Raw genomic sequence first — 21,842 nt, 5'->3', positions numbered from 1 at the left:
AAGTATAAATAGCACATGAGGAGGTACTAGTGATGGAAGTTTTAAAAGTTTCAGCAAAATCTAATCCAAACTCAGTGGCAGGAGCTTTGGCAAATGTACTTAGGGAGCGGGGTACGGCTGAAATTCAGGCAATCGGTGCAGGAGCACTGAATCAATCCGTCAAAGCAGTTGCTATCGCTCGCGGTTTTGTAGCACCAAGTGGAGTCGATTTAATCTGTATACCGGCATTTACAGATATTTTAATTGATGATGAGGAACGTACGGCAATTAAGCTAATTATTGAACCCCGATAAGATAGCATGCCAAATGTTTGTTCAAAAGGAAAGATAGACCAAGTATAAGCAATGATTCATGCAGGAAATGGAAAAATCTCTTTTTTCAATAATGGAAAAAGAGATTTTTTGATGTTTCCAGCTTTGCATATTGTACAATTTATATATAGGCTTTATACTATAGGTTAGTGCATTAATACATATGAATCGATGAAAGAAAGGGGATTAACCTGATGAATGAAGAACAACGAAAACAACAGGCCCAGATTCGTAACGAAGAAACAAATATAGAACGCATTAAAAATACATCCAGTGAGGAATTTATCGCTAAATATTTTCAAATGGAATATGAACCGCAATCTCCTGATATAAAGAAAGCGAGAAAGCGCCGTAAGGAAGACATTCAATTTCATTATGATTTCTCTATCCCGGAAGATATGCAACGAATCGGCGAGGGGAAAAAGTATTTAATCCGTACTTACGGATGTCAGATGAATGAGCACGATACGGAAGTCATGGCTGGTATTTTATCAGAAATGGGTTATGAATCCACGAATGTGACCGAAGAAGCGGACATCATCCTGTTGAATACATGTGCCATACGTGAAAATGCGGAGAATAAAGTATTCGGTGAAATCGGCCATTTAAAACCGTTAAAATTAGAAAATCCGGATCTGATTATTGGTGTATGCGGATGTATGTCACAGGAGGAGTCCGTTGTTAACCGGATTCTGGAAAAGCATCAGCACATTGACTTGATATTTGGAACGCATAATATCCATCGCTTGCCACACCTGGTGAAAGAAGCATTGTTTGGCAAAGAAATGATTGTGGAAGTGTGGTCTAAAGAAGGCGACATTATTGAGAATCTGCCTAAAGCACGTAAAGGCAAAACAAAAGCATGGGTAAACATTATGTACGGCTGTGATAAATTCTGTACGTACTGTATAGTGCCGATGACGCGCGGTAAAGAACGCAGCCGACGTCCGCAGGATATTATTCAGGAAGTCCGTCATCTTGTCGCACAAGGGTACAAAGAAGTCACATTCCTTGGTCAAAATGTAAATGCCTATGGAAAAGACTTTGATGATATCGAATATGGTTTAGGTGATTTAATGGATGATGTCCATAAAATTGATATCCCGCGTGTCCGGTTTACAACATCCCATCCACGTGACTTTGATGATCGTCTGATTGAAGTGCTGGCCCAAGGCGGAAATCTTCTTGATCATATTCATCTGCCGGTTCAGTCTGGAAGCAGTGAAATATTGAAGAAAATGAACCGTAAATATACTCGGGAAGATTATTTAGAATTAGTAAGAAAAATTCGTAAAGCCATGCCAAATGCAACATTGACAACAGATATTATTGTTGGTTTCCCGAACGAAACAGAAGAGCAGTTTGAAGAAACAATGACATTGGTTGAAGAAGTTGGTTTTGAAGCTGCTTACACCTTTATTTATTCCCCGCGGGAAGGAACACCGGCTGCAAGAAAGCAGGATGACGTTCCTGAAGAAGTGAAAAAACAACGCTTATATCGTTTAAATGAACTGGTTAATAAGCAATCTGCAGCGTCAATGCAGACTTATCAAGGTGAAACTGTGAAGGTTCTGGTAGAAGGGGAAAGTAAGAAAGACCCGGATGTACTTGCCGGTTATACGGAAAGAAACAAATTAGTAAACTTTAAAGGACCTAAATCGGCGATTGGCCACATTGTGGAAGTAGAAATTACAGAGACAAAAACATGGTCACTAAACGGTGTTATGGTCGAAAATAAAGTTGAGGTGAAATAAATGGCGATGTATGAACGAAAAGAAGTACTTGATGAAGCCAGAAAGTTAGCGGCGATGCTTGGAAGCACGGAAGAAATCGAACGTTTTAAACAAGTAGAAGCTAAATTAAATGCGAATCAAAAGGTGCAGAATCTGATTCAAAAAATAAAAACCTTGCAGAAACAGGCAGTTAACTTTCAAGCCTACGAAAAGAAGGAAGCTTTGCAGCGTATTGAACAAGAAATTGATAAATTACAAAATGAAATCGATGAAATTCCTGTAGTGCAGGAGTTTAAAGAATCACAAATTGTGGTGAATGATGTTCTGCAGCTGGTTTCCAAAACCATATCCCGTACGGTTACAAACGATATTATTGAATCCACAGGCGGCGATGTGCTAAAAGGAGAAACAGGATCGCAGACAAAAAATAGTTCCAGCTGTGCGAACTAATCCTGTATTCGTGTCATAAAAATAGATAGAAGAAAAGCCGGATAATTCAGTTGTCCGGCTTTTCATTATCCAGTGAAAAACGAAAACTTTTACACGCCCTTATTATTAGGATGGAACGGCTGCTGTCAGCCCATTTTTCGCAATAAAAACCCTTTAGGTTATTCTTAAAACGACGCCTTTTCTTTTTTCTTGGCAAGAGTTATGCACTTTAGGTATTTGCCGTGCATAAAATGACTATGAAAAAAGAGGAGGTAAAATATATCATGACTTTTCTTGATAAAGAATATAGAGAAATCATTACGAAAGCAGTATGTGGTAAAGGCAGAAAATTTACAAAAGACACCCATACGATAACTCCGAGCCATCGTCCGACAAGTATTCTTGGGTGCTGGGTAATTAATCATCTGTACCACGCAAAGAAGAAGTCTGAGGATACTGTCATTATCAGTGGCAGTTATGATATTAACGTATGGTATTCTTACAACGATAATACAAAGACAGAGGTTATCACAGAAAGGGTGGAGTATACAGATGTCGTTCCTTTATCTGTAAAAGACGATAATTGTATTAATGATGAATATGATATTATCGCAAAAGTACTTCAGCAGCCTAATTGCTTAGAGTGTATGATTTCAGATAAGGGCAAAAGTATTTCGGTTGATATCGAGCGTGAATTTGTTGTGCAAATCATTGGAGAAACGAAAATTTGTGTGAAAGTAAAGCCGAATTGGCAGAGTGACGATGAAGAAGATGATTTTATGTGGGATTATGAAATGACGGATGATGAAGCAGAAGATATCAAACCGGACTTTATCCATCACAATCACAAAGATTAACATGAAACGAGGGTAGTTAATACTCTCGTTTTCTATTACACACTGCAGGAAATGCTGAAACGAAACATTCCTATACTCTTTAGCGAATGTTTCGTTTTTCTAAGAACAGGATAGGACAAGGATACTTTAGAATATGCTATAATGGAATTCGATTCGTATAAGATGAAATATAAAAGTACATGAAAAGATATATAGACTATTTTAGCAAGCTGGAGGAAAAGATGCATGAGTAAAATAACACCAATGATGCAGCAATACATAGACATAAAATCACAATACAAGGATGCTTTTTTATTTTACAGGCTCGGAGATTTTTATGAGTTGTTTTATGATGATGCCATAAAGGCAGCGCAGGAATTAGAAATCACTTTAACGAAGCGGGCTGGCGGCGATGACCCGATTCCCATGTGTGGTGTGCCTTATCATTCTGCGGAAAATTATATTAAAACATTAATCGAAAAAGGTTATAAGGTAGCCATCTGTGAGCAGGTTGAAGATCCCAAGACTGCTAAAGGGGTCGTCAAACGGGAAGTTGTTCAAATGATCACGCCGGGAACAGTGATGGAAAGTAATATGCTTGTAGAAGGGGAAAATAATTATATTGGCAGCTTATCCCATTTTGATGATGGCTCGTTTGTAATTGCGTATAATGATTTATCTACCGGGGAGAATCGCCTTGCGTTAATGGAAGATGGCTGGGACAGTGTGATTCATGAATTTTATCACCAGCCGGTAAAGGAAATTGTTATTTCATCCACGCTGCCTGAAGAAATGCAAACACAGCTGCAGGACAGATTGCAGGTGACGGTATCCTATCAGGATGAAGTCAATTTTAATGCAGAATTTCGTGATTTAAGCGATAACTTAAACGATGAACGTCTGATGAAAGCTTTCAGCAGATTATTAAATTATATCCAAAGTACACAAAAACGCTCTCTGGACCACCTGCAGCCGGCAGAAGTGATTGAATTAAAACAATATATGAGCCTGGATATGTATTCCAAACGTAATTTAGAGCTGACAGAGACAATTATGAAAAAGTCTAAGCGCGGCAGTCTGCTGTGGGTGCTTGATAAGACGGTGACAGCGATGGGAGCAAGAATGCTGAAAAAATGGCTGGAACGCCCGTTATTGAATCAAGTTACTATTAACCGCCGCCTTGAGGTTGTCGAGACTTTTCTGAACGCTTTTATGGAGCGGGAAAATATACGGGAAAATTTAAAATCCGTCTATGATTTAGAGCGTTTATCCGGAAGAATTGCTTTTGGAAATGTGAATGCGAGAGACCTCGTCCAATTAAAACAGTCTTTGCAGAAAATCCCGGAAATAAAAGAAGCGCTCGGCGAATTGCAAACTGCTGAAGTTGACAAACTGGCAGATGCTTTAATTTACCCGGAAGATACGGTAGAATTACTGGAAAATAGCTTGGTAGAAGATCCTCCGCTTTCTGTCAAAGAAGGGGCCTTAATCAAAGAAGGCTACCATGAAGAGTTGGATAAATATCGCGATGCTTCTAAGAACGGCAAACAATGGATAGCATCGTTAGAGCAGAAAGAACGGGAACAAACCGGGATTAAGTCCCTTAAAATAGGATATAACCGTGTGTTTGGTTATTATATTGAAGTAACAAGGCCGAACCTGCATCTGTTAAAAGATGATCGCTACGAGCGTAAACAGACACTTACGAATGCAGAGCGTTTTATTACGCCGGAGCTCAAAGAAAAAGAGACGCTTATTTTAGAAGCAGATGAAAAAAGTGTGGAGTTGGAGTACGATTTATTTATTGAAATTAGAGAGCAGATAAAGCAGGAGATTCCATTAATTCAACAGCTTGCACAGATTATCAGTGAAATCGATGTGCTGCAGGGATTTGCAACGGTTAGTGAAGAAAATAATTATAAGCGGCCGACGTTTGAGAAAGGCGTTTTCGCTGTAGAGGGCGGGCGCCATCCGGTAGTTGAACAGGTGATGAAAAACGGTACTTTTGTACCGAATGATGTACATCTGGATCATCATGATCAGATGCTGCTTATTACAGGTCCAAACATGTCCGGTAAGAGTACGTATATGCGTCAAGTGGCTCTGATTGCCATTATGGGGCAGACAGGCTGCTTTATTCCGGCAGAATCAGGAGTACTCCCTGTCTTTGATCAGATTTTTACGAGAATCGGGGCGGCGGATGATTTGGTGTCCGGACAGAGCACCTTTATGGTAGAGATGCTGGAAGCAAGACATGCCCTCCGGAATGCAACAGCGGACAGCCTGATTTTATTAGATGAAATTGGACGCGGTACAAGTACGTATGACGGCATGGCTTTAGCGCAGGCGATTGTAGAGTATATTCATCATCATATTCATGCAAAAACGCTGTTTTCTACCCACTATCATGAGTTGACAGCGTTGGAAGATACCTTAGAGCATTTAAAAAATATCCATGTCCGTGCAGAAGAACATGAAGGAAATGTTGTATTCCTCCATCAGATTAAAGAAGGAGCAGCAGATCAGAGTTACGGGATTCATGTAGCTAAATTAGCAGATTTGCCGGATGAATTAATCAGCCGCGCTTCTGTTATTCTCGAGGGCTTTGAAAACAACGGCGTAAAAGAAGGAACACAAGAAGAATCGAAAGAAACAGCAGTAACGATTGAACCGGAAGATGCACAGTCTGACCAATTATCCTTTTTTGTAGAAGAGGATAATAAGCCGCGTAAACCGGAGAAGTTCAATCACAAAGAAAGCAAAACATTAGAAGAGCTCCAAAATTTGAATATATTGGAAATGAATCCGTTAGAGGCTATGAATGAATTATATCGCCTGCAGAAGAAATTAAAGTAACATGTAAGAGGAAGGTGATAGCATGCCAATTGAACAAATGCCGGATAGCCTGGCAAATAAAATAGCAGCCGGAGAAGTGGTAGAGCGCCCTGCTTCGGTTGTCAAAGAAATCATGGAAAATAGTATTGATGCGGGTGCTACCTGGATACGAATCGATGTACATGAAGCCGGATTATCGGAAATACGTATTGTCGATAATGGCTCCGGCATTGCTGCAACGGATGTGGAGAAAGCTTTTTTACCCCATGCAACCAGTAAAATTAGTACAGAGACGGACCTTTTCCATGTGAAAACACTCGGCTTCCGCGGGGAGGCGCTGGCAAGTATTGCATCAGTAAGCAGACTCTCTATTCATTCATCACAAGGGGACTCGGCAGGAGTAGCGCTGGAATTAGAAGGCGGAGAAGTTGTCAAAAGAGGGAAAAGTGATGCCCGCCAAGGTACGGAAATCGTTGTCCGTGATTTATTCTACAATACGCCTGCACGGTTAAAATATATGAAAAGCCTGCATACCGAATTGGGACATATATCCGACGTATTGAACCGGATGGCGCTGGCGCACCCGGAAATCCGAATCGAAGCAACGCATAATGGGAAAGGGCTGCTGAAAACATCCGGAAATAAAGATATGTTGCAAGTCATTTCACAAGTGTACGGGATGAGTGTTGCAAAACAAATGTCCCCTGTAACGTATAAAACAGTCGATTTTACGATTACCGGTTATGTAGCAAAGCCGGAAGTAACAAGAGCTTCCAGAAATTATATGTCAACGATTATTAATGGCAGATTTATCCGTAACGTGGTATTAAATAAAGCCATTATAGAAGGATACCATACATTGTTACCGATTGGTCGTTCTCCCATTGTCATCCTTTCTATCGAGATGGATTCCATCCTTGTTGATGTGAATGTGCACCCTGCCAAACTGGAGGTCCGCTTCAGTAAAGAAAAAGAGCTTTATGAAGCTGTTAAAGATATGATTCAGACCCATTTCCGGAAGATGACGCTGATTCCGGAGGTGAAGAAAAAGCCGGAGCCGAAAGAAAAATCGGAGCAGCATGCTTTTCAGTTTGAGACGGATGCTGTTAACCCATTTCAAGAGAAAGCCAGCGTATTTAAACAAGCAGAACCGATTATCAAGGAAAATAATCCGGTTCAAAATGAAGAACCTGCTGTTATTCGTGACGAGAACAGGTATATAGAAGCTGAAACAAATGAACCGGAACCATCTATCCAGCAGGAAGAAATCGTTCCTGAAAGGCCTTTAAATGATGTTTCGCCCCCTTCTCAGACAGAAGAAAAAACAGAGCAGCAGCCGCGGGTACCGATGATGTATCCAATCGGTCAATTGCAAGGGACCTATATTATGGCGCAAAATGAAAATGGATTGTATATGGTTGACCAGCATGCTGCGCAAGAACGGGTCAAATATGAATTTTTTAAACGCAAACTCGGCAAGCCAATCAATGAGTCACAGGAGCTTTTAATCCCGATGACCTTTGATTTTTCTAAAAAAGAAGCTATCTTTATTGAAGAAGCAAAAGATGCATTAGAAAAAGCAGGTTTATTTTTCGAACCATTTGGTAATCAGACCTATGTTATCCGTTCTCATCCTACTTGGTTCCCGGCGGGTCTTGAAGAAGAAATCATCCGGGAAATGGTGGATCAGTTCATTCGGGAATCTGCAGTCGATGTAGAAAAAATACGGGAAGAAGCAGCGATATTGATGTCTTGTAAAAGATCTATCAAAGCGAATCATTATTTAACAACGGAAGAAATGTTCCAGTTGCTGGAAGATTTACGCAATACAACAGATCCCTTTACTTGTCCGCACGGAAGACCAATTATTGTTCATTTTTCTACCTATGAACTGGAAAAAATGTTTAAACGTATTATGTAATGTGAAAATAAAATGGAAGAAGTTGAGGAACACACACATGAAGAAAAAAGTAATTTCTATTGTAGGGCCGACAGCAGTCGGAAAGACATCGTTAGGAATTGCTGCTGCCAAACAGTTTCAAGGAGAAATTATCAGTGGTGATTCCACCCAAGTATATATTGGAATGGATATCGGAACAGCAAAAGTAACGGCGGAAGAAACAAAAGGCGTCCCGCATCATATGATTGATATCATAAAACCTGACCAGCCTTTCTCGGCAGCCGATTTCCAAGCGCATGTAAAGTATCATATTGAAGCCATTCATGAACGGGGAAATCTTCCTATTATCGTTGGCGGGAGCGGGTTGTATATTCAATCTGTGTTGTTTGATTATCACTTTTCCGACCAGCGCCGTGATGAAGAATTAACCAAAAAGCTGTTTCAACAAATAGAAACAGAAGGACCGGGAAAATTATATGAGCGCTTGAAACAGGTTGATCCGGAACAAGCTGAAAAAATTCATCCTAACAACCACCGTCGTCTTGTTCGTGCATTGGAAGTTCATGAGTTGACCGGACTGACGATGACCGCGTATCAAAAAGAACAACAGGTGGAATCCCCGTATGATCCGTTTATTATCGGATTGGATATGGAACGGTCCATCCTGTATAATCGGATTAACCAACGTGTGGATAACATGATAGAAGCGGGCTTGCTGGAAGAGGTAGCAACTCTTATCGAGAAAGGTTATAAAAATTGTCAGTCTATGCATGCCATTGGCTACAAAGAAATCGTAGCTTACCTGGATCATCGGTTGTCATTGGAAGATGCGGTCCATGCTGTAAAGCAACATTCACGCAAATATGCGAAGAGACAGCTCACATGGTTCCGGAATAAATTGGATGTCCATTGGTATCAGCTTACCGAAAAAGAAAGTTCGCAACAAAAGAAATTAATTTTAAAAGATTTAGCAGGATTTTTGCAGGAATAAATAGAATAAAGAGGTATAGATAGAAAAGAGGAGGAACTTATTTATGGCCCAATCCGTTAATATTCAAGATCAATATTTAAACCAATTGCGAAAGAATCATGTTTTTGTAACTGTTTTTTTAACCAATGGTTTTCAGTTAAGAGGGGTATTAAAAGCATTTGATAATTTTACCGTATTGCTGGAAACGGATGGCAAACAACAACTTATTTTTAAACATGCTATTTCTACATTTTCTCCATCAAAAAATGTGGAGATTGAAAAAGAATAGAGAGCGGACGAGAGAGGGGCATAAATTGGCTTCTCTCTTTTTGAATTTACGTATCTATACAAAAAGGCTCCAAGTGACTTTTAAACACTTGGAGCCTTTTTAAATGCACTTCTGGGTTAATGGGAAGGGTGTTCGTTCCGATAATACTCATGGAATACTTTCATTAGGGCACGCTTCTCAATGCGCGATACATAGCTTCTGGAGATATTCAGTTTCTTGGCAATCTCCCGCTGCGTCATTTCCTCCTGGTCGTTTAATCCGTAACGATACACGATTACTTCCCGTTCCCTGCTGTCTAAGATGGAGAAATACTGTTCAATCTTGGAAATTTCCATGTTTAATTGAATATATTCAATCACATTTTCATTTTCAGCTTCTAATATATCGATTAAGCTGATTTCATTTCCTTCTTTATCCTGCCCAATCGGATCGTGTAGAGAGACATCTTTTTTGACTTTCTTAAGAGCTCTTAAGTGCATCAGTATTTCATTTTCCACACAACGTGCCGCGTAGGTGGCCAGTTTTGTTCCTTTGCCGGTAGAAAAACTTTCCACCCCTTTGATTAAACCAATCGTACCGATAGAGATTAAGTCCTCCATATCCTCGCCGGTGTTTTCAAATTTTTTGACCAGATGGGCTACGAGACGGAGATTATGTTCAATCAGTTTGTTTCTGGCATCTTCATCTCCTTCCTGCATCAATTGGATGTATTTTGCTTCTTCCTTCGGGGATAGTGGCTGGGGGAAAGACTGGTTCTTGACATAAGAGACAAAAAATAATGCTTCTTTAATAAATAGTCCAAGTGCAGATAATACAACAGACAAATCCCATCACCTCCAAGAGTAAGCATCTTTAAACTTTCTAGGTAAGTGCCTATAGCTTCATCATATGTGCAGAAGGCAGAAAAAGTGTCTGTCCATGAAGAATGGAAAAGCGCAAGAAAGAAATTATTTTATCTTACTTGCGCTGCTTTGGAATTTTACGGCAGTACATATAATATAAAAAGCTCCGATATCTCAAGTTATCCAGAGAAATCGGAGCTTTTATGTTATTTATTTGGATTGGTTCTGATTTGTTTCATACATTTCCTTTAAATCATCGATTCCTGTATTCTTATCGAGTTTCACACCAGTACGGTAGGCAGATCTCGTTATCATTAAGCTGGCTACCGGAGCTGTCAGGAATAAGAAGACAATAGCTAATAGTACTTTTGCATTCATGATACCCTGGGATAAAAAGTGAATGAACACAGCCAACATGATGAAAATAACACCTAATGTTGCACTTTTACCAGAAGCATGAGCACGGCTATAGACGTCTTTTAACCTGACAATGCCAATTGCACTAACTACAGCAAAAAATACACCAATGACAACAAAAATAGCTACAAGTATATCAATCATCGTGCTCAATAATAACACCTCTTTCCAGGAATTTTGAGAGACTCAACGTTCCAACAAAACCCAAAATAGTCAGTACGAGAACAATGTCTGAGAATACGGATGTATCTTGTAAAATCATTAAAATCCCGATAACACCGACTAGCAGAACACCTATTGCATCCAAAGCCAAAATTCTATCCTGTGTAGAAGGACCGGCAATAACACGGATAAACAACAATAGAAGTGCGATGGAGAGTGCGCTTAATGCCACGATTAAAACTGTATCAAACATTATTTCGTCACCTCCATAATGGCTTTTTCAAAAGAATCATGAACATTTTTAATCATGGATTCTTTATCTGGAACATCTAAAGAGTGAATGTAAATGGTCTTGCTGTCTTGTGAAAAATCCATAGAAATGGTTCCAGGAGTTAATGTAATTAATGCAGCAAGAATAGAAATCTCAAAATGGGATTCTAATTTTGTTCTTACAGCAACAATTCCAGGCTGGTGATCTTGTTTTGGTTTAAGTACTACTTTCACAACATCAATATTTGCTTTAATTAATTCAACAATAAACAGATAAATTAATTTAATGATAGCCCAGACTCTTTTTAAATAAAACTCAAACTTAAGGAAACGACGTATGATAAATAAAATCAGGATTCCTATCACATAACCGGAAATAAAGTTTACGGCTGTATACTCATTTTGTAAAAACATCCAGAGTATCGCGAGCAAAACATTTATTAATATTTGAAAAGGCATAGCAACTACTCCTTCAGCACAGATTCAATATAATTTGTAGGGTTTAAAATATCTTCCGCAACTTCCATTGAATAATTGAAAACTGGTTCCGCTGCAAAACCTAAAATAATGGTCAGAGCAACCAGAGGCAAGATAGGCAATAAAAGTTTCCCTACGGAGATTTTTGCTTGTTCTGCACTATGTTTTTGCTTGCCCCAAAAGGCAAAGCTGAAAACTTTCATCATAGAAATTAATGTCAGTAATCCTGCCAGCAAGGCTGCTGCGGCAATCACATATTGGTGCTCTTCAAAGCCTGCCAATATAAGTGAAAATTTACTAAAGAATCCACTTAGCGGCGGAATACCTGCCAAGGAAATTGCGGAGATAAAGAATAGCCAGCTCAGCCAGGGATGCGTACCAAGAAGCCCTCCCATTTTTCTTAAATCCGTTGTTCCAGTAACCTTTTTGGTGGCGCCTGCAAATAAAAATAGTGCTGGTTCCACAATCATATGATGAATAATATAGAAAACAGCTCCAGCGACTGCAAGCGGAGTGAAAATTCCTAAGCCCATTACCATAAAACTTACTTGACTGATAATCAGGTAAGAAAGCATCCGTTTGAAATCAACTTGTGCTATCGCTCCGAGTGCACCAATGATCATTGTGATACCTGCAATGGTGACGATAACCCCTTTATGAGTGAAGTTGATATCATGATTGAAAATCAGCGTAAATGTTCGGATAATGGCATAAATTCCTACCTTGGTTAAAAGGCCGCCAAATAATGCGGCGATGGCTGCCGGCGGTCCATAATAAGAGTGCGGAAGCCAAAAATATAATGGGAATAATGCCCCCTTGGACGCAAAAACAATAAATAGCATAATTGCTACAATATTTAATGCTCCAGTCTGATCCAGCTCCGCAACACGCTCAGCTATGTGCGCCATATTCATGGTTCCGGTAATGGAATAAATCCAAGCGATTCCGACAATGAAAAGGGCAGAAGCAAAAACGTTAATCACAACGTATTTAAAGGATTCTCTTAATTGATAGCCTGTTCCGCCATGAACAATTAATCCATAAGAGGCAATTAGCATCACTTCAAAAAATACAAACAGGTTAAATAAATCTCCAGTTAGAAAAGAGCCATTTACTCCAATCATCAAGAAAAGATAAAGCGGATAGAAAAACTGTTTTTCTCTATCCCGGGCAACAGTCTGAAATGCAAAAAACATACAAATTGTCCCGATCAACGTAGACAGAACCAGCATCAGAGTGGAAAGCAAATCTGCAACAATGACAATTCCGAAAGGTGCTTCCCAATCTCCTACGTCCAATACAACTGTTCCATGTTGATAGACATAAACTGCTAAGTAAACGGAAAGTGCCAGCAGAGCCAGCATTGTGATTCCGCTTAGCACACGCTGAACCGTGTGTCTTTTATATAGAAGTATCAGTATAGCGCCGATTATGAAAGGTATAATAATCGGCAAAATGATTACATTACTCATCTGCAGAACCCCTTAATTCTTCTAAATCGTCTGTTTTATGGACTTTATAGGTGCGATAGGCCATTACTAACAATATGGAAGTCACACCAAAGCTGATAACAATTGCTGTCAGTACTAACGCCTGTGGTAAAGGATCCGTATATGTTTCCGCATCAAAACTTAATATAGGTGAAGCGCCGCGCTGCAGTCCCGACATTGTTAACAATAACAGATGGACAGCGTGGGAAAGTAATAATGTTCCTGCAATCACGCGGAGCAATTTTTTAGACATAAGCAAGTAGACGGTTACGCTAAAAACGATCCCTATTATAATTGACATGAGTAGTTCCATTATTTATCATCCTCCGCAATCGTTAGAATAATTTTCAGCGCACTGGCCAGAACAACAAAGTAAACGCCTAAATCGAATAACATAGCGGTAGTCAATTCGACTTCTCCCAGAATAGGAAGCGTGAAATAGTCAAAGAACTGCTTCATAAAAGGAAAACCGAATACCATGGATATGACACCTGTCAAAGCAGCCAAAAGTAACCCGATACCAACTATTTTTACATAATCAAATCGAATAACAGCTTGGATTGATTTAATGTCAAATGAAAGGTACAGAATCAGAATAGCGCTTGCTGTCATCAGACCGCCGACAAATCCTCCCCCAGGACTGTTATGTCCTGCCAGTAATAGATAGATGGAAAAGGAGAGGACAATCACAATAATTAATCTCGCTAATGTCTGCAGCATCATATTATTGGGCTTTTGCATCATATATCCTCACTCCCTTTAAAACGCAAACGAATTAAGCTGACAACAGCTAATGCAGCCATGGAAAGAACAAGTATTTCTAACATCGTATCCATGCCACGGAAGTCTACTAAGATGACGTTAACAATATTATATCCTCCCGCTTCTTCTTTGGCGTTTTCTGTATAAAACTCTGAAATAGAATCATAACCCGTATTCTGTCCCATAGAGAAAGTTGACAATGAACCGAGTGTAATCATTAATCCGAAACCGATGGAAACAATTAATTTGATTGCTTTCGTTTTCGATGGTGTCTTTACCTTTTTCAAATTAGGTAAATGGTAAAAGACAAGCATAAACAGGATAACAGATACGGATTCAATAAGCAGCTGCGTTAATGCCAAATCAGGAGCTCTGAATAGGACAAATAATAGAGCTACAATAAATCCACTGACACCAGTCGTAATAATCAAAGCTACCCGATTATTAATAAATGGAACAATCAAGACAGACCCGACAAAAACGAGCATAATGATCCACATATAAATTGGGACCGGTGACAAGTCCAGAGACTGAATTGACGGCAGACTAAAGCGATACATCGTATAAGCCAGAATCAGGATAATAAACGTGCACATGTAAATAAAGTAATCCCGTAACCGTCCGGTCATTTGCAGACGGGTTAGGCTTTGTGAACCTTTGATTAAACCTTCATATCCCCAATCATAGGCACTGTTTAATACATCGCGCTCTCCGCGGTAAAAGGCAGAGTTCTCCCATTTTTTAAATGTCATAAACAGAATAAGGCCTAAAACAATAATACCAATCGTCATAAAGAGCTCGGCAGAAAAGCCATGCCAATGGGAGATGTGTACATCAAAAAACTCCCCTGGAGAAAGAATCCCCGGTGCAATAGCTGCCATAGCAGGCTCAATAATAGAATAGGCCAGCAAGTTAGGGAAAAGTCCGAATACAATAACGAGAGCGGCTAGTATAATCGGACTGATCAGCATACCAACTGGTGCTTCATGCACGTGTTTAACACTTAATTTGCTCATGTCGAGTTTACCCATAAATGTTCTGTAAAACATGAGAATACAGTATAGGAAGGTCAACACACTAGCAATCCAGGCAATAATCGGAATGATGATACCAAATGTTTCCAAATTAAAAATGCCGTACTCTGTGACGTTTAACATCCCAGTAAGAAACAATTCCTTACTTAAGAATCCATTAAATGGAGGCAGACCTGCCATAGAGGCAAGACCAATCAGTGAAATCGTTGCTGTCACAGGCATGATGGTCATTAAACCGCCCAGTTTTCGAACATCTCTTGTTCCTGTTTCATGGTCAATAATTCCAGCTGCCATAAACAGGCTTCCTTTAAAGGTAGCATGATTAATTAAATGAAATACTGCTGCTAAAATAGCAGTCATGTATAATGCATTATCCCCGTCCTGAAAATAAAATGCAGCAGAACCTGCTCCCAGCAAGCTCATAATTAAACCGAGCTGACTGACTGTGGAATATGCCAAGATACCTTTTAAATCTTTTTGACGTACTGCTGAGATAGAACCCCAGGTTAATGTGATGAGTCCTGCTGATGTAATAATCCAGAACCACTCTGGCGCACCGCCAAAAACGCCTGTTAATCTTGCAACAAGATAAATACCTGCCTTAACCATGGTGGCAGAATGTAGATAAGCACTCACAGGTGTTGGAGCTTCCATCGCGTCCGGCAGCCAAATATGAAATGGAAATTGCGCAGACTTGGTGAATGCTCCTAGTAAGACAAGAATCATTGCCGGAATAAATAAACTGCTTGCCATCACAAGGTCAGCGTTGGCAATGAGCTCTCTGATACTGAATGTGCCTGCAATAACGTAAAGTAATGAAAAACCACCAAGCATGGATAATCCGCCAAAAACAGTGATATACATTGATTTTTGCGCACCATATATTGATTTTTCTCTCGTATACCAATAACTGATTAATAATGAGGAAGCAATACTTGTTACTTCCCAGAAAACATAAATAACAATTAAGTTATCAGAAAGTACAACTCCCAGCATGGCACCCATAAACATTAGTAGATAAACATAGAAATTGTTGAGTTTTTCTTTTTGTTTAGATAAGTAGTAAATAGAGTAGAGGACTACTAATGCCCCAATCCCGGTAATCAATAATGTGAAAAGTAAGCTTAACCCATCCAGATACACATCAAAGTTTATACCGAGGGAAGGCACCCAGTTCAATGTATTTAAAATCACTTCTCCTGATGATGTTCTTGGTATAAATGATAATAAATAAATGAATAGTACCAGGGGCACAATTAAAACAAACCAGCCAGTATGTATTCTTTTTAAGTACTTATACAAGAATGGAATGAATATGGCTGCGATAAATGGTGACAATACAGCCCAATGTAATAACGTCAACAGTAATTCCTCCTTTTACAATAATTACGAATTCCTTTTCGTATGTGTTCAAAAAATAATCCGGTTGAAAGCGGGAAGTAAATGACGTCATTTTTCTTTTACAGAATGACGATTAGCTATACCGTCAGAATCGTTTGCGGACATTTTGAACATCCTCTATAAATATTTCTGTTGTTGAAAGCGTTGATTTCATTTCTTAAATAGCTTGTATCATTATTCAAAAGAAATTCATAAGATATAAGAATGAAAGTTCTCTTTTAACAGAAAATATAAAGGTTATTCGGTGCGATAATAAAGGGGGAATACCATGCTTTTCTTGATTATTATTCCATCTCTTTACGATTTTTTACACAAATCAGAGTGCTATATTCGATTATAACCTATTCTAAAGCTGGATGCATACTAAAAGAATGCTGTCTGCAATGGTCGGCAAATTATATTTTAAATAGGAAGAAACAGGGGGAAAAGCATAAAAAAAACTTCAATGTTTCCATTGAAGTTTTTTTATTAAAAGACAAAATTATACAGATTCTTTGATTTTATGAGTCAGAGATCTTTTATGGATTTCTTCCTCAAACAAAGAAAGAAAATCAGGACTTAGATTTAAGGCTATTGCCGTATAATATGATTCTAGTAATAATTCGTCCGATAATGTTTCCACAATACAACCTCCTCAATCGTCATCAATTCTTCTTAAGATAATAATAATTTAACACGTGTATCTTGTGTTAACAAGCTCTAACTTATCTACATATAGTTGTATATAAGTTGTGTATAAAAAGGTGGGTAACCTCGCTTGATATTGTTATTGGTACATTTTTATGTTGATAAAGTTATCCACAAAATCGAATAATATCGGAATTTGTCGAACGATTTTTACGGATTATATGCATATTTGCTGAACAACTTGTAGCATTTATTGCTGTAAAGAAAATATTGGAAAGCCATGTTGGCCGGGGATACATTTTATATGAACTCAACTTTGCCCTTTAAAAAGTAACTTCCATTTCATCGGAGCAGGGCTGATTGTTTTTTATACAGCTTTTGGCAAGGAAAAGATGGTAAAGTGTAAGGCGACCGCTGCGGCGGAAAGCGTAGTGGTTGGCCGGAGCGGAGCTATACACCATGCCTTGTTCAACAAATAGAAGGATGTTTTTACGAAAAGCTAGTCAGCTGTAGCAGGATTAGGTATAATGTGTTGTAGCGTAGAGTTACCGTCCTTATTGCTATAGAATGAAGGAAAGGACTTTACATATCTATCAATTAATCGGAAATCTTGAGGTGTATGTATGTTTTCTAAATTTTTGCCAGATGAGCAAATTGATCAAATTTTTGACTTGAAACCTGAAAAATTGAAGGATCAGGGAATAAAAGGTATTATTACAGACTTGGATAATACGCTGGTTGCATGGGATGTAAAAGATGCAACACCTGATGTTATTGCATGGTTTAAAATAATGGAAGAAAATGATATAAAAGTGACTATCATATCCAATAATAATCAAGAACGTGTTACGGTTTTTTCAGAACCGCTCGGAACGCCATTTGTATTTAGTGCCAAAAAACCTTTGGGGAGAGCTTTTAAAACAGTAGCAAAGCAAATGGAACTGGAGAAAGAAGAGATTTTAGTAGTCGGTGATCAGCTGTTGACAGATGTGCTTGGCGGTAACATTGCCGGTTTTTACACGGTTTTGGTTGTTCCAGTGGTACAAACGGATGATAAAAAAACAAAGATTAATCGTTTGATTGAGCGAAAAATTTTAAAAAGAATGCCGTTCAAAGATAAGCGCCATAAGGAGGAATAAGATTGGAGCAACATATTTGTCAGGGATGCGGTGCTGTTATTCAAACAGAGCATCCCAATGAACCAGGATATGCGCCTGTCAGTGCGTTAGAAAAAGATGTTATTTTATGTAAAAGATGTTTTCGCCTGAAGCATTATAATGAAATTCAAGATGTATCATTAACGGACGCCGACTTTTTAAAAATGGTCAGTTCCATACGAGACAGAGATGGATTAATTGTCCATATTATTGATATTTTTGATGTTGACGGCACTTTATTAAGTAATTTGCCACGAATTACGGGAGATAATCCAATTATTTTAGTAGGGAATAAGCTTGATTTATTGCCAAAATCAACAAATGAGAATAAATTAAAGCAATGGTTACGTCATGAAGCAAGCCAGCTGGGGATTAAAATAAAAGATGTTATTTTAATTTCTTCAGTGAAAGAAAAAGGGCTGGACGAGCTGAAGCAGAAAATAGAAATACACCGGGCCAATAAGGATGTCTTTATTGTCGGTGTAACCAATGTCGGAAAATCAACTTTTATTAACCGTTTAATTAAAGAAACGACAGGAGAAGAAAATGCCATAACAACGTCTTATTTTCCAGGAACCACCTTAGGATTTATTGAAATCCCGTTGGATGACCATTCCTTTTTAGTAGATACCCCTGGAATTGTGAATAAACAGCAAATGGCACACTATGTTTCCGAAAAGGAATTAAAAATGATTACACCGAAAAAAGAAGTAAAGGCACGAGTGTACCAATTAAATGAACAGCAAACATTATTTATCGGCGGATTGGTAAGGCTTGATTTTATAAAAGGAGAGAAACAATCTTTTATATGTTATTTCTCAAATGACTTAACTATCCACCGGACAAAATTGGAGAATGCGGACGCATTGTATGAAAAACATGCTGGGGAAATGTTAGCTCCGCCTTATGGAGAACAGCTGCAGCAATTTCCGCCGCTGGTGGCGCACAGCTTTAAAGTGGAAAAAGGAAAAGTGGATATTGTCTTTCCTGGACTGGGATGGATCAGTATTCAAGGAGACGGTGCCACAGTAGCTGCCCATAGTCCCAAAGGAGTCGCTGTTACGACAAGAAAATCTATTTTGGCAGGCCAATAAGAAGATATTACCTTTAGAAAAAGATGTATTTATTATATAGAGAGAGGAGCATTCTTTTGCGTTTAACATTTAAATTAATCGGTTATCCAATCAAACATTCTTTATCGCCCTGGATTCATCAAACTTTTTTTGAACGGACCGGTTTAGAAGGATCCTATACGTTACATGAAATACCGGGTGAAGCAGTTTTTGAGGAAGAAATCAAAAAGTTGAGAGATGCAGAAGTGAACGGGTTTAATATTACAGCTCCTTATAAACAGACCATTATTCCTTATTTGGACAGAATGGATGTGACAGCCGAGCGCGTCGGGGCAGTAAATACCGTTTCTTTAGAAGGAAATGAGTGGGTCGGATATAACACAGACGGTATTGGCTATGTACAGGCATTACGCGATAAGTTTTCCGATATGGATCGTAATAAAGATGTTTCTATTCTATTACTGGGTGCCGGCGGTGCTGCACGAGGTATTTTTCACGGTCTTATTCAGGCCGGTTATACAAACCTGACACTTGCGAACCGGACAACATCTAAATGTGAAGATATTATCTTAGGTTACCAAAGTTCTGTGATTACATTGGCGGAAGCGGAAGAAAATTTGGCGGCATATGATGTTATTATTCAAACAAGTTCAGTGGGGATGAATGAAGCCAAACAAATCATAGACCTGAAGAACTTACGAAAAGACACTATTGTCAGTGATATTGTTTATCAGCCGCTGGATACGCAGTTTTTAAAGCAGGCAAATGAAAAAGGCGGGCGTACGCACTATGGGCATACGATGCTGCTTTATCAAGCACAGAAAGCATTTGAAATTTGGACAAACCAACCTGTAGATGTGTACGGAATGGACGAAGAAATGATAGCAAAAATAAAAGGAGATCAATAAAATGTTAACAAATAAACAAAAACAATTTTTACGCAAAGAATCACATGCCGTTAAGCCGATTTTTCAGGTTGGCAAAGATGGTGTGAACGAAAATATGGTCACACAAATTAGTGAGGCATTAGAAAAAAGAGAATTAATTAAAGTGAGCATTCTGCAAAATTGTCTGGAAGATAAACATGTCGTTGCAGAACAAATTTCTTCTGGCACAGATGCAGAAGTAGTTCAGGTAATCGGCAGTACAATTATTTTATATAGAGAATCACAAGATCATAAAGAAATCAAACTACCACAATAAAGCGTATTTCAAAAGCCGCCACAGTCTTGATAGAGCAGGGGCCGGGTCTCTGCGTCTGCTTACGACTGCCCATCCCGGCGTAAACCGTTGGCAGCTTTTGGATAGGTATTTATCATTGCAGAAGGTGAGTATTTGAAAAAGATTGGAATTCTGGGCGGGACATTTAACCCGCCTCATATAGGTCATTTATGGATTGCTGAAGAAGTTAGAATCAGAAAGCAATTAGATGAAATTTGGTTTATTCCCACAAGCACACCGCCTCATAAAGAGACAGAAGTTCTTGATGCAGCACACCGGTTGGAAATGCTTCGTTTGGCTATACAGGATAATCCACATTTTCAAGTGAATGCATTAGAGCTGGAGAGAGAGGGAAAATCGTACACATACGATACGGTACAGGAGTTGACAACGAACTATTCTGAAGTTGATTTCCGTTTTATTATCGGTGGAGATATGGTAGCGTATTTGCCAAAATGGAACCGGATAAATGAATTAGTGCAGATGATTCATTTTATTGGCGTGTCAAGGCCGGGTTACACATTAGAAACACCGTATGCCGTTGAGCGTCTGGAAATACATCCGCTGGACATTTCCTCTACCTTTATCAGAAATCGATTAGAAGAAGGCGAGAAAGTCCGCTATTTGCTTCCTGATGATGTGATGAATTATATTAAGGAGAATCGGATTTATGGATATAGAGAATCTCAAAGTTGATTTGAAAGAAAGGTTGACCCAAGGAAGATATGAGCATACGCTGCGAGTAACAGATACAGCAATAAAGTTGGCTAAAGTCTTTCATGAATCAGTAGAAAATGCAGAGATAGCTGCCTTATTTCATGATTATTGTAAATGTGATTCCCTGGAGGAAATGAAGCAGACCATTGAAACAGACAGCTATTTGCCGGATTCACTGCTTTCCTTTCATCATGAATTATGGCATGGGCCGGTTGCGTCGGTCCGGATAGAAGAAAAATACGGTGTTACAAATCAGGAAATAAAAGATGCGATTTTCTTTCATACAACCGGAAGAGCGAAGATGACAAAGCTGGATAAAATTATCTTTCTTGCTGATTATACAGAACCGGGCAGAAGTTTCCCCGGGTTGGATGAAGTGAGAGATACAGCTGAATCGGATTTAACAAAGGCATGCTATCAGGCTGCCAGGAACACCGTCCGTTTCTTAATGGAAAAGAATAATACAGTGTACCCTGACAGTTTTCATGCTTATAATGACTTAAATCAACAAGTTTTTGGAGGAATAAAAAATGGATAATAAAGAATTAATTCAAGTAGTTGCAGAAGCCTGCGACGATAAAAGAGCAAAAAATATTATTGCTTTAGATATGCATGATGTATCTCTAGTCTCTGATTATTTCGTGATTTGTCACGGGAGTAATGAGCGGCAGGTTCAGGCAATTGCCCGTGCAATAAAAGAAACGGCGGAAAAACACGGAAATGACATAAAAAGAATGGAAGGCTTTGAAGAAGCACGTTGGGTACTTGTTGATATTGGCGATATCGTTTGCCATGTTTTTCATGAAGACGAAAGGTACTATTATAATTTAGAAAAGCTTTGGGGCGATGCGGATCGTGTTGCACTGAATATAAAGCAAGAAGGGTAATG

Annotated in this window: 24 protein-coding genes; 15 read left to right on the top strand and 9 right to left on the bottom strand. The window is 38.9% G+C overall.

What is annotated here, in order from left to right; all coding sequences use genetic code 11:
* The first annotated feature begins 32 nt into the window (after nucleotides 1-32).
* From B7E05_RS13520 to hfq, 8 genes are all read left to right on the top strand, one after another.
* Nucleotides 33-293 carry a stage V sporulation protein S gene (locus B7E05_RS13520; RefSeq protein ID WP_040980240.1) on the top strand — a complete coding sequence of 87 codons (261 nt, stop codon included), beginning with the start codon at nucleotides 33-35 and terminating at the stop codon, nucleotides 291-293.
* A 212-nt stretch (nucleotides 294-505) separates the two neighbouring features.
* On the top strand, nucleotides 506-2,065 hold the full coding sequence (gene miaB, locus B7E05_RS13515; protein ID WP_080874692.1) for a tRNA (N6-isopentenyl adenosine(37)-C2)-methylthiotransferase MiaB: 1,560 nt from the start codon (nucleotides 506-508) through the stop codon (nucleotides 2,063-2,065).
* Nucleotides 2,066-2,494, top strand: a complete 429-nt coding sequence (locus tag B7E05_RS13510; protein WP_080874691.1) for a YlbF/YmcA family competence regulator — start codon at nucleotides 2,066-2,068, stop codon at nucleotides 2,492-2,494.
* A gap of 263 nt (nucleotides 2,495-2,757) precedes the next feature.
* Nucleotides 2,758-3,330 (top strand): outer spore coat protein CotE, encoded by a 573-nt coding sequence (locus B7E05_RS13505; RefSeq protein WP_080874690.1) that lies wholly within the window; start codon nucleotides 2,758-2,760, stop codon nucleotides 3,328-3,330.
* Between the two features lie 225 nt (nucleotides 3,331-3,555).
* Entirely contained in the window at nucleotides 3,556-6,165 is a 2,610-nt protein-coding gene (gene mutS, locus B7E05_RS13500; protein WP_080874689.1) for a DNA mismatch repair protein MutS, read from the top strand.
* A 22-nt stretch (nucleotides 6,166-6,187) separates the two neighbouring features.
* Nucleotides 6,188-8,065 carry a DNA mismatch repair endonuclease MutL gene (mutL, locus tag B7E05_RS13495; RefSeq protein WP_080874688.1) on the top strand — a complete coding sequence of 626 codons (1,878 nt, stop codon included), beginning with the start codon at nucleotides 6,188-6,190 and terminating at the stop codon, nucleotides 8,063-8,065.
* A 37-nt stretch (nucleotides 8,066-8,102) separates the two neighbouring features.
* Complete coding sequence (gene miaA, locus B7E05_RS13490) at nucleotides 8,103-9,035, top strand: tRNA (adenosine(37)-N6)-dimethylallyltransferase MiaA (protein WP_080874687.1); 933 nt, start codon at nucleotides 8,103-8,105, stop codon at nucleotides 9,033-9,035.
* A gap of 43 nt (nucleotides 9,036-9,078) precedes the next feature.
* Nucleotides 9,079-9,303, top strand: a complete 225-nt coding sequence (gene hfq / locus B7E05_RS13485; protein ID WP_080874686.1) for an RNA chaperone Hfq — start codon at nucleotides 9,079-9,081, stop codon at nucleotides 9,301-9,303.
* A gap of 116 nt (nucleotides 9,304-9,419) precedes the next feature.
* Here the strand turns inward: hfq and sigK are convergent, their stop codons facing one another.
* The 9 genes from sigK to B7E05_RS13440 all read right to left on the bottom strand — a co-directional run bounded on the left by sigK (nucleotide 9,420) and on the right by B7E05_RS13440 (nucleotide 16,780).
* Nucleotides 9,420-10,127: an RNA polymerase sporulation sigma factor SigK gene (gene sigK / locus B7E05_RS13480; protein ID WP_080874685.1), complete on the bottom strand. Its 708-nt coding sequence runs from the start codon at nucleotides 10,125-10,127 to the stop codon at nucleotides 9,420-9,422.
* A gap of 228 nt (nucleotides 10,128-10,355) precedes the next feature.
* Entirely contained in the window at nucleotides 10,356-10,706 is a 351-nt protein-coding gene (gene mnhG / locus B7E05_RS13475; RefSeq protein WP_080876311.1) for a monovalent cation/H(+) antiporter subunit G, read from the bottom strand.
* Nucleotides 10,699-10,977 (bottom strand): Na(+)/H(+) antiporter subunit F1, encoded by a 279-nt coding sequence (locus tag B7E05_RS13470; protein ID WP_080874684.1) that lies wholly within the window; start codon nucleotides 10,975-10,977, stop codon nucleotides 10,699-10,701. The genes mnhG and B7E05_RS13470 overlap by 8 nt, the downstream gene beginning before the upstream one ends.
* On the bottom strand, nucleotides 10,977-11,453 hold the full coding sequence (locus B7E05_RS13465; RefSeq protein WP_080874683.1) for a Na+/H+ antiporter subunit E: 477 nt from the start codon (nucleotides 11,451-11,453) through the stop codon (nucleotides 10,977-10,979). Before B7E05_RS13465 ends, B7E05_RS13470 begins: the two co-directional genes overlap by 1 nt.
* A 5-nt stretch (nucleotides 11,454-11,458) precedes the next feature.
* A complete protein-coding gene (locus B7E05_RS13460) occupies nucleotides 11,459-12,943 on the bottom strand; it encodes a Na+/H+ antiporter subunit D (protein ID WP_080874682.1) in 1,485 nt (494 codons plus the stop codon).
* Nucleotides 12,936-13,274 carry a Na(+)/H(+) antiporter subunit C gene (locus B7E05_RS13455; RefSeq protein ID WP_080874681.1) on the bottom strand — a complete coding sequence of 113 codons (339 nt, stop codon included), beginning with the start codon at nucleotides 13,272-13,274 and terminating at the stop codon, nucleotides 12,936-12,938. Before B7E05_RS13455 ends, B7E05_RS13460 begins: the two co-directional genes overlap by 8 nt.
* Nucleotides 13,274-13,705 (bottom strand): Na(+)/H(+) antiporter subunit B, encoded by a 432-nt coding sequence (locus B7E05_RS13450; RefSeq protein ID WP_080874680.1) that lies wholly within the window; start codon nucleotides 13,703-13,705, stop codon nucleotides 13,274-13,276. The genes B7E05_RS13455 and B7E05_RS13450 overlap by 1 nt, the downstream gene beginning before the upstream one ends.
* On the bottom strand, nucleotides 13,702-16,119 hold the full coding sequence (locus B7E05_RS13445; RefSeq protein WP_080874679.1) for a Na+/H+ antiporter subunit A: 2,418 nt from the start codon (nucleotides 16,117-16,119) through the stop codon (nucleotides 13,702-13,704). The genes B7E05_RS13450 and B7E05_RS13445 overlap by 4 nt, the downstream gene beginning before the upstream one ends.
* Before the next feature lie 520 nt (nucleotides 16,120-16,639).
* On the bottom strand, nucleotides 16,640-16,780 hold the full coding sequence (locus B7E05_RS13440) for a sporulation histidine kinase inhibitor Sda (RefSeq protein ID WP_040980271.1): 141 nt from the start codon (nucleotides 16,778-16,780) through the stop codon (nucleotides 16,640-16,642).
* 628 nt (nucleotides 16,781-17,408) lie between these two features.
* On the opposite strand from B7E05_RS13440, the gene B7E05_RS13435 reads away from it, so the two are divergent.
* The 7 genes from B7E05_RS13435 (at nucleotide 17,409) to rsfS (ending at nucleotide 21,840) form a co-directional block, all read left to right on the top strand.
* Nucleotides 17,409-17,924, top strand: a complete 516-nt coding sequence (locus B7E05_RS13435; protein WP_080874678.1) for a YqeG family HAD IIIA-type phosphatase — start codon at nucleotides 17,409-17,411, stop codon at nucleotides 17,922-17,924.
* Between the two features lie 2 nt (nucleotides 17,925-17,926).
* Nucleotides 17,927-19,036, top strand: a complete 1,110-nt coding sequence (yqeH, locus tag B7E05_RS13430) for a ribosome biogenesis GTPase YqeH (RefSeq protein WP_080874677.1) — start codon at nucleotides 17,927-17,929, stop codon at nucleotides 19,034-19,036.
* A 56-nt stretch (nucleotides 19,037-19,092) separates the two neighbouring features.
* On the top strand, nucleotides 19,093-19,923 hold the full coding sequence (aroE, locus tag B7E05_RS13425) for a shikimate dehydrogenase (protein WP_080874676.1): 831 nt from the start codon (nucleotides 19,093-19,095) through the stop codon (nucleotides 19,921-19,923).
* A gap of 1 nt (nucleotide 19,924) precedes the next feature.
* Entirely contained in the window at nucleotides 19,925-20,218 is a 294-nt protein-coding gene (gene yhbY, locus B7E05_RS13420; protein WP_080874675.1) for a ribosome assembly RNA-binding protein YhbY, read from the top strand.
* 132 nt (nucleotides 20,219-20,350) lie between these two features.
* Complete coding sequence (locus B7E05_RS13415; RefSeq protein ID WP_080874674.1) at nucleotides 20,351-20,932, top strand: nicotinate-nucleotide adenylyltransferase; 582 nt, start codon at nucleotides 20,351-20,353, stop codon at nucleotides 20,930-20,932.
* Nucleotides 20,907-21,491, top strand: a complete 585-nt coding sequence (yqeK, locus tag B7E05_RS13410) for a bis(5'-nucleosyl)-tetraphosphatase (symmetrical) YqeK (protein WP_080874673.1) — start codon at nucleotides 20,907-20,909, stop codon at nucleotides 21,489-21,491. The genes B7E05_RS13415 and yqeK overlap by 26 nt, the downstream gene beginning before the upstream one ends.
* Nucleotides 21,484-21,840, top strand: a complete 357-nt coding sequence (rsfS, locus tag B7E05_RS13405; protein WP_080874672.1) for a ribosome silencing factor — start codon at nucleotides 21,484-21,486, stop codon at nucleotides 21,838-21,840. Before yqeK ends, rsfS begins: the two co-directional genes overlap by 8 nt.
* The last annotated feature ends 2 nt before the right edge of the window (nucleotides 21,841-21,842 follow it).

It is taken from the genome of Oceanobacillus timonensis (assembly GCF_900166635.1).
In the GTDB taxonomy this organism is placed as follows: domain Bacteria; phylum Bacillota; class Bacilli; order Bacillales; family Amphibacillaceae; genus Oceanobacillus; species Oceanobacillus timonensis.
The sequence above is the reverse complement of the archived record's forward strand: the minus strand, read 5'-3'. Positions and strand labels throughout refer to the sequence as shown.

Coding starts and splice junctions, on each gene's coding strand:
- B7E05_RS13520 (WP_040980240.1), top strand. CDS start 33: ATGGAAGTTTTAAAAGTTTCAGCAAAATCTAATCCAAACTCAGTGGCA.
- miaB (WP_080874692.1), top strand. CDS start 506: ATGAATGAAGAACAACGAAAACAACAGGCCCAGATTCGTAACGAAGAA.
- B7E05_RS13510 (WP_080874691.1), top strand. CDS start 2,066: ATGGCGATGTATGAACGAAAAGAAGTACTTGATGAAGCCAGAAAGTTA.
- B7E05_RS13505 (WP_080874690.1), top strand. CDS start 2,758: ATGACTTTTCTTGATAAAGAATATAGAGAAATCATTACGAAAGCAGTA.
- mutS (WP_080874689.1), top strand. CDS start 3,556: ATGAGTAAAATAACACCAATGATGCAGCAATACATAGACATAAAATCA.
- mutL (WP_080874688.1), top strand. CDS start 6,188: ATGCCAATTGAACAAATGCCGGATAGCCTGGCAAATAAAATAGCAGCC.
- miaA (WP_080874687.1), top strand. CDS start 8,103: ATGAAGAAAAAAGTAATTTCTATTGTAGGGCCGACAGCAGTCGGAAAG.
- hfq (WP_080874686.1), top strand. CDS start 9,079: ATGGCCCAATCCGTTAATATTCAAGATCAATATTTAAACCAATTGCGA.
- mnhG (WP_080876311.1), bottom strand. CDS start 10,706: ATGATTGATATACTTGTAGCTATTTTTGTTGTCATTGGTGTATTTTTT.
- B7E05_RS13470 (WP_080874684.1), bottom strand. CDS start 10,977: ATGTTTGATACAGTTTTAATCGTGGCATTAAGCGCACTCTCCATCGCA.
- B7E05_RS13465 (WP_080874683.1), bottom strand. CDS start 11,453: ATGCCTTTTCAAATATTAATAAATGTTTTGCTCGCGATACTCTGGATG.
- B7E05_RS13460 (WP_080874682.1), bottom strand. CDS start 12,943: ATGAGTAATGTAATCATTTTGCCGATTATTATACCTTTCATAATCGGC.
- B7E05_RS13455 (WP_080874681.1), bottom strand. CDS start 13,274: ATGGAACTACTCATGTCAATTATAATAGGGATCGTTTTTAGCGTAACC.
- B7E05_RS13450 (WP_080874680.1), bottom strand. CDS start 13,705: ATGATGCAAAAGCCCAATAATATGATGCTGCAGACATTAGCGAGATTA.
- B7E05_RS13435 (WP_080874678.1), top strand. CDS start 17,409: ATGTTTTCTAAATTTTTGCCAGATGAGCAAATTGATCAAATTTTTGAC.
- yhbY (WP_080874675.1), top strand. CDS start 19,925: ATGTTAACAAATAAACAAAAACAATTTTTACGCAAAGAATCACATGCC.
- yqeK (WP_080874673.1), top strand. CDS start 20,907: ATGGATATAGAGAATCTCAAAGTTGATTTGAAAGAAAGGTTGACCCAA.
- rsfS (WP_080874672.1), top strand. CDS start 21,484: ATGGATAATAAAGAATTAATTCAAGTAGTTGCAGAAGCCTGCGACGAT.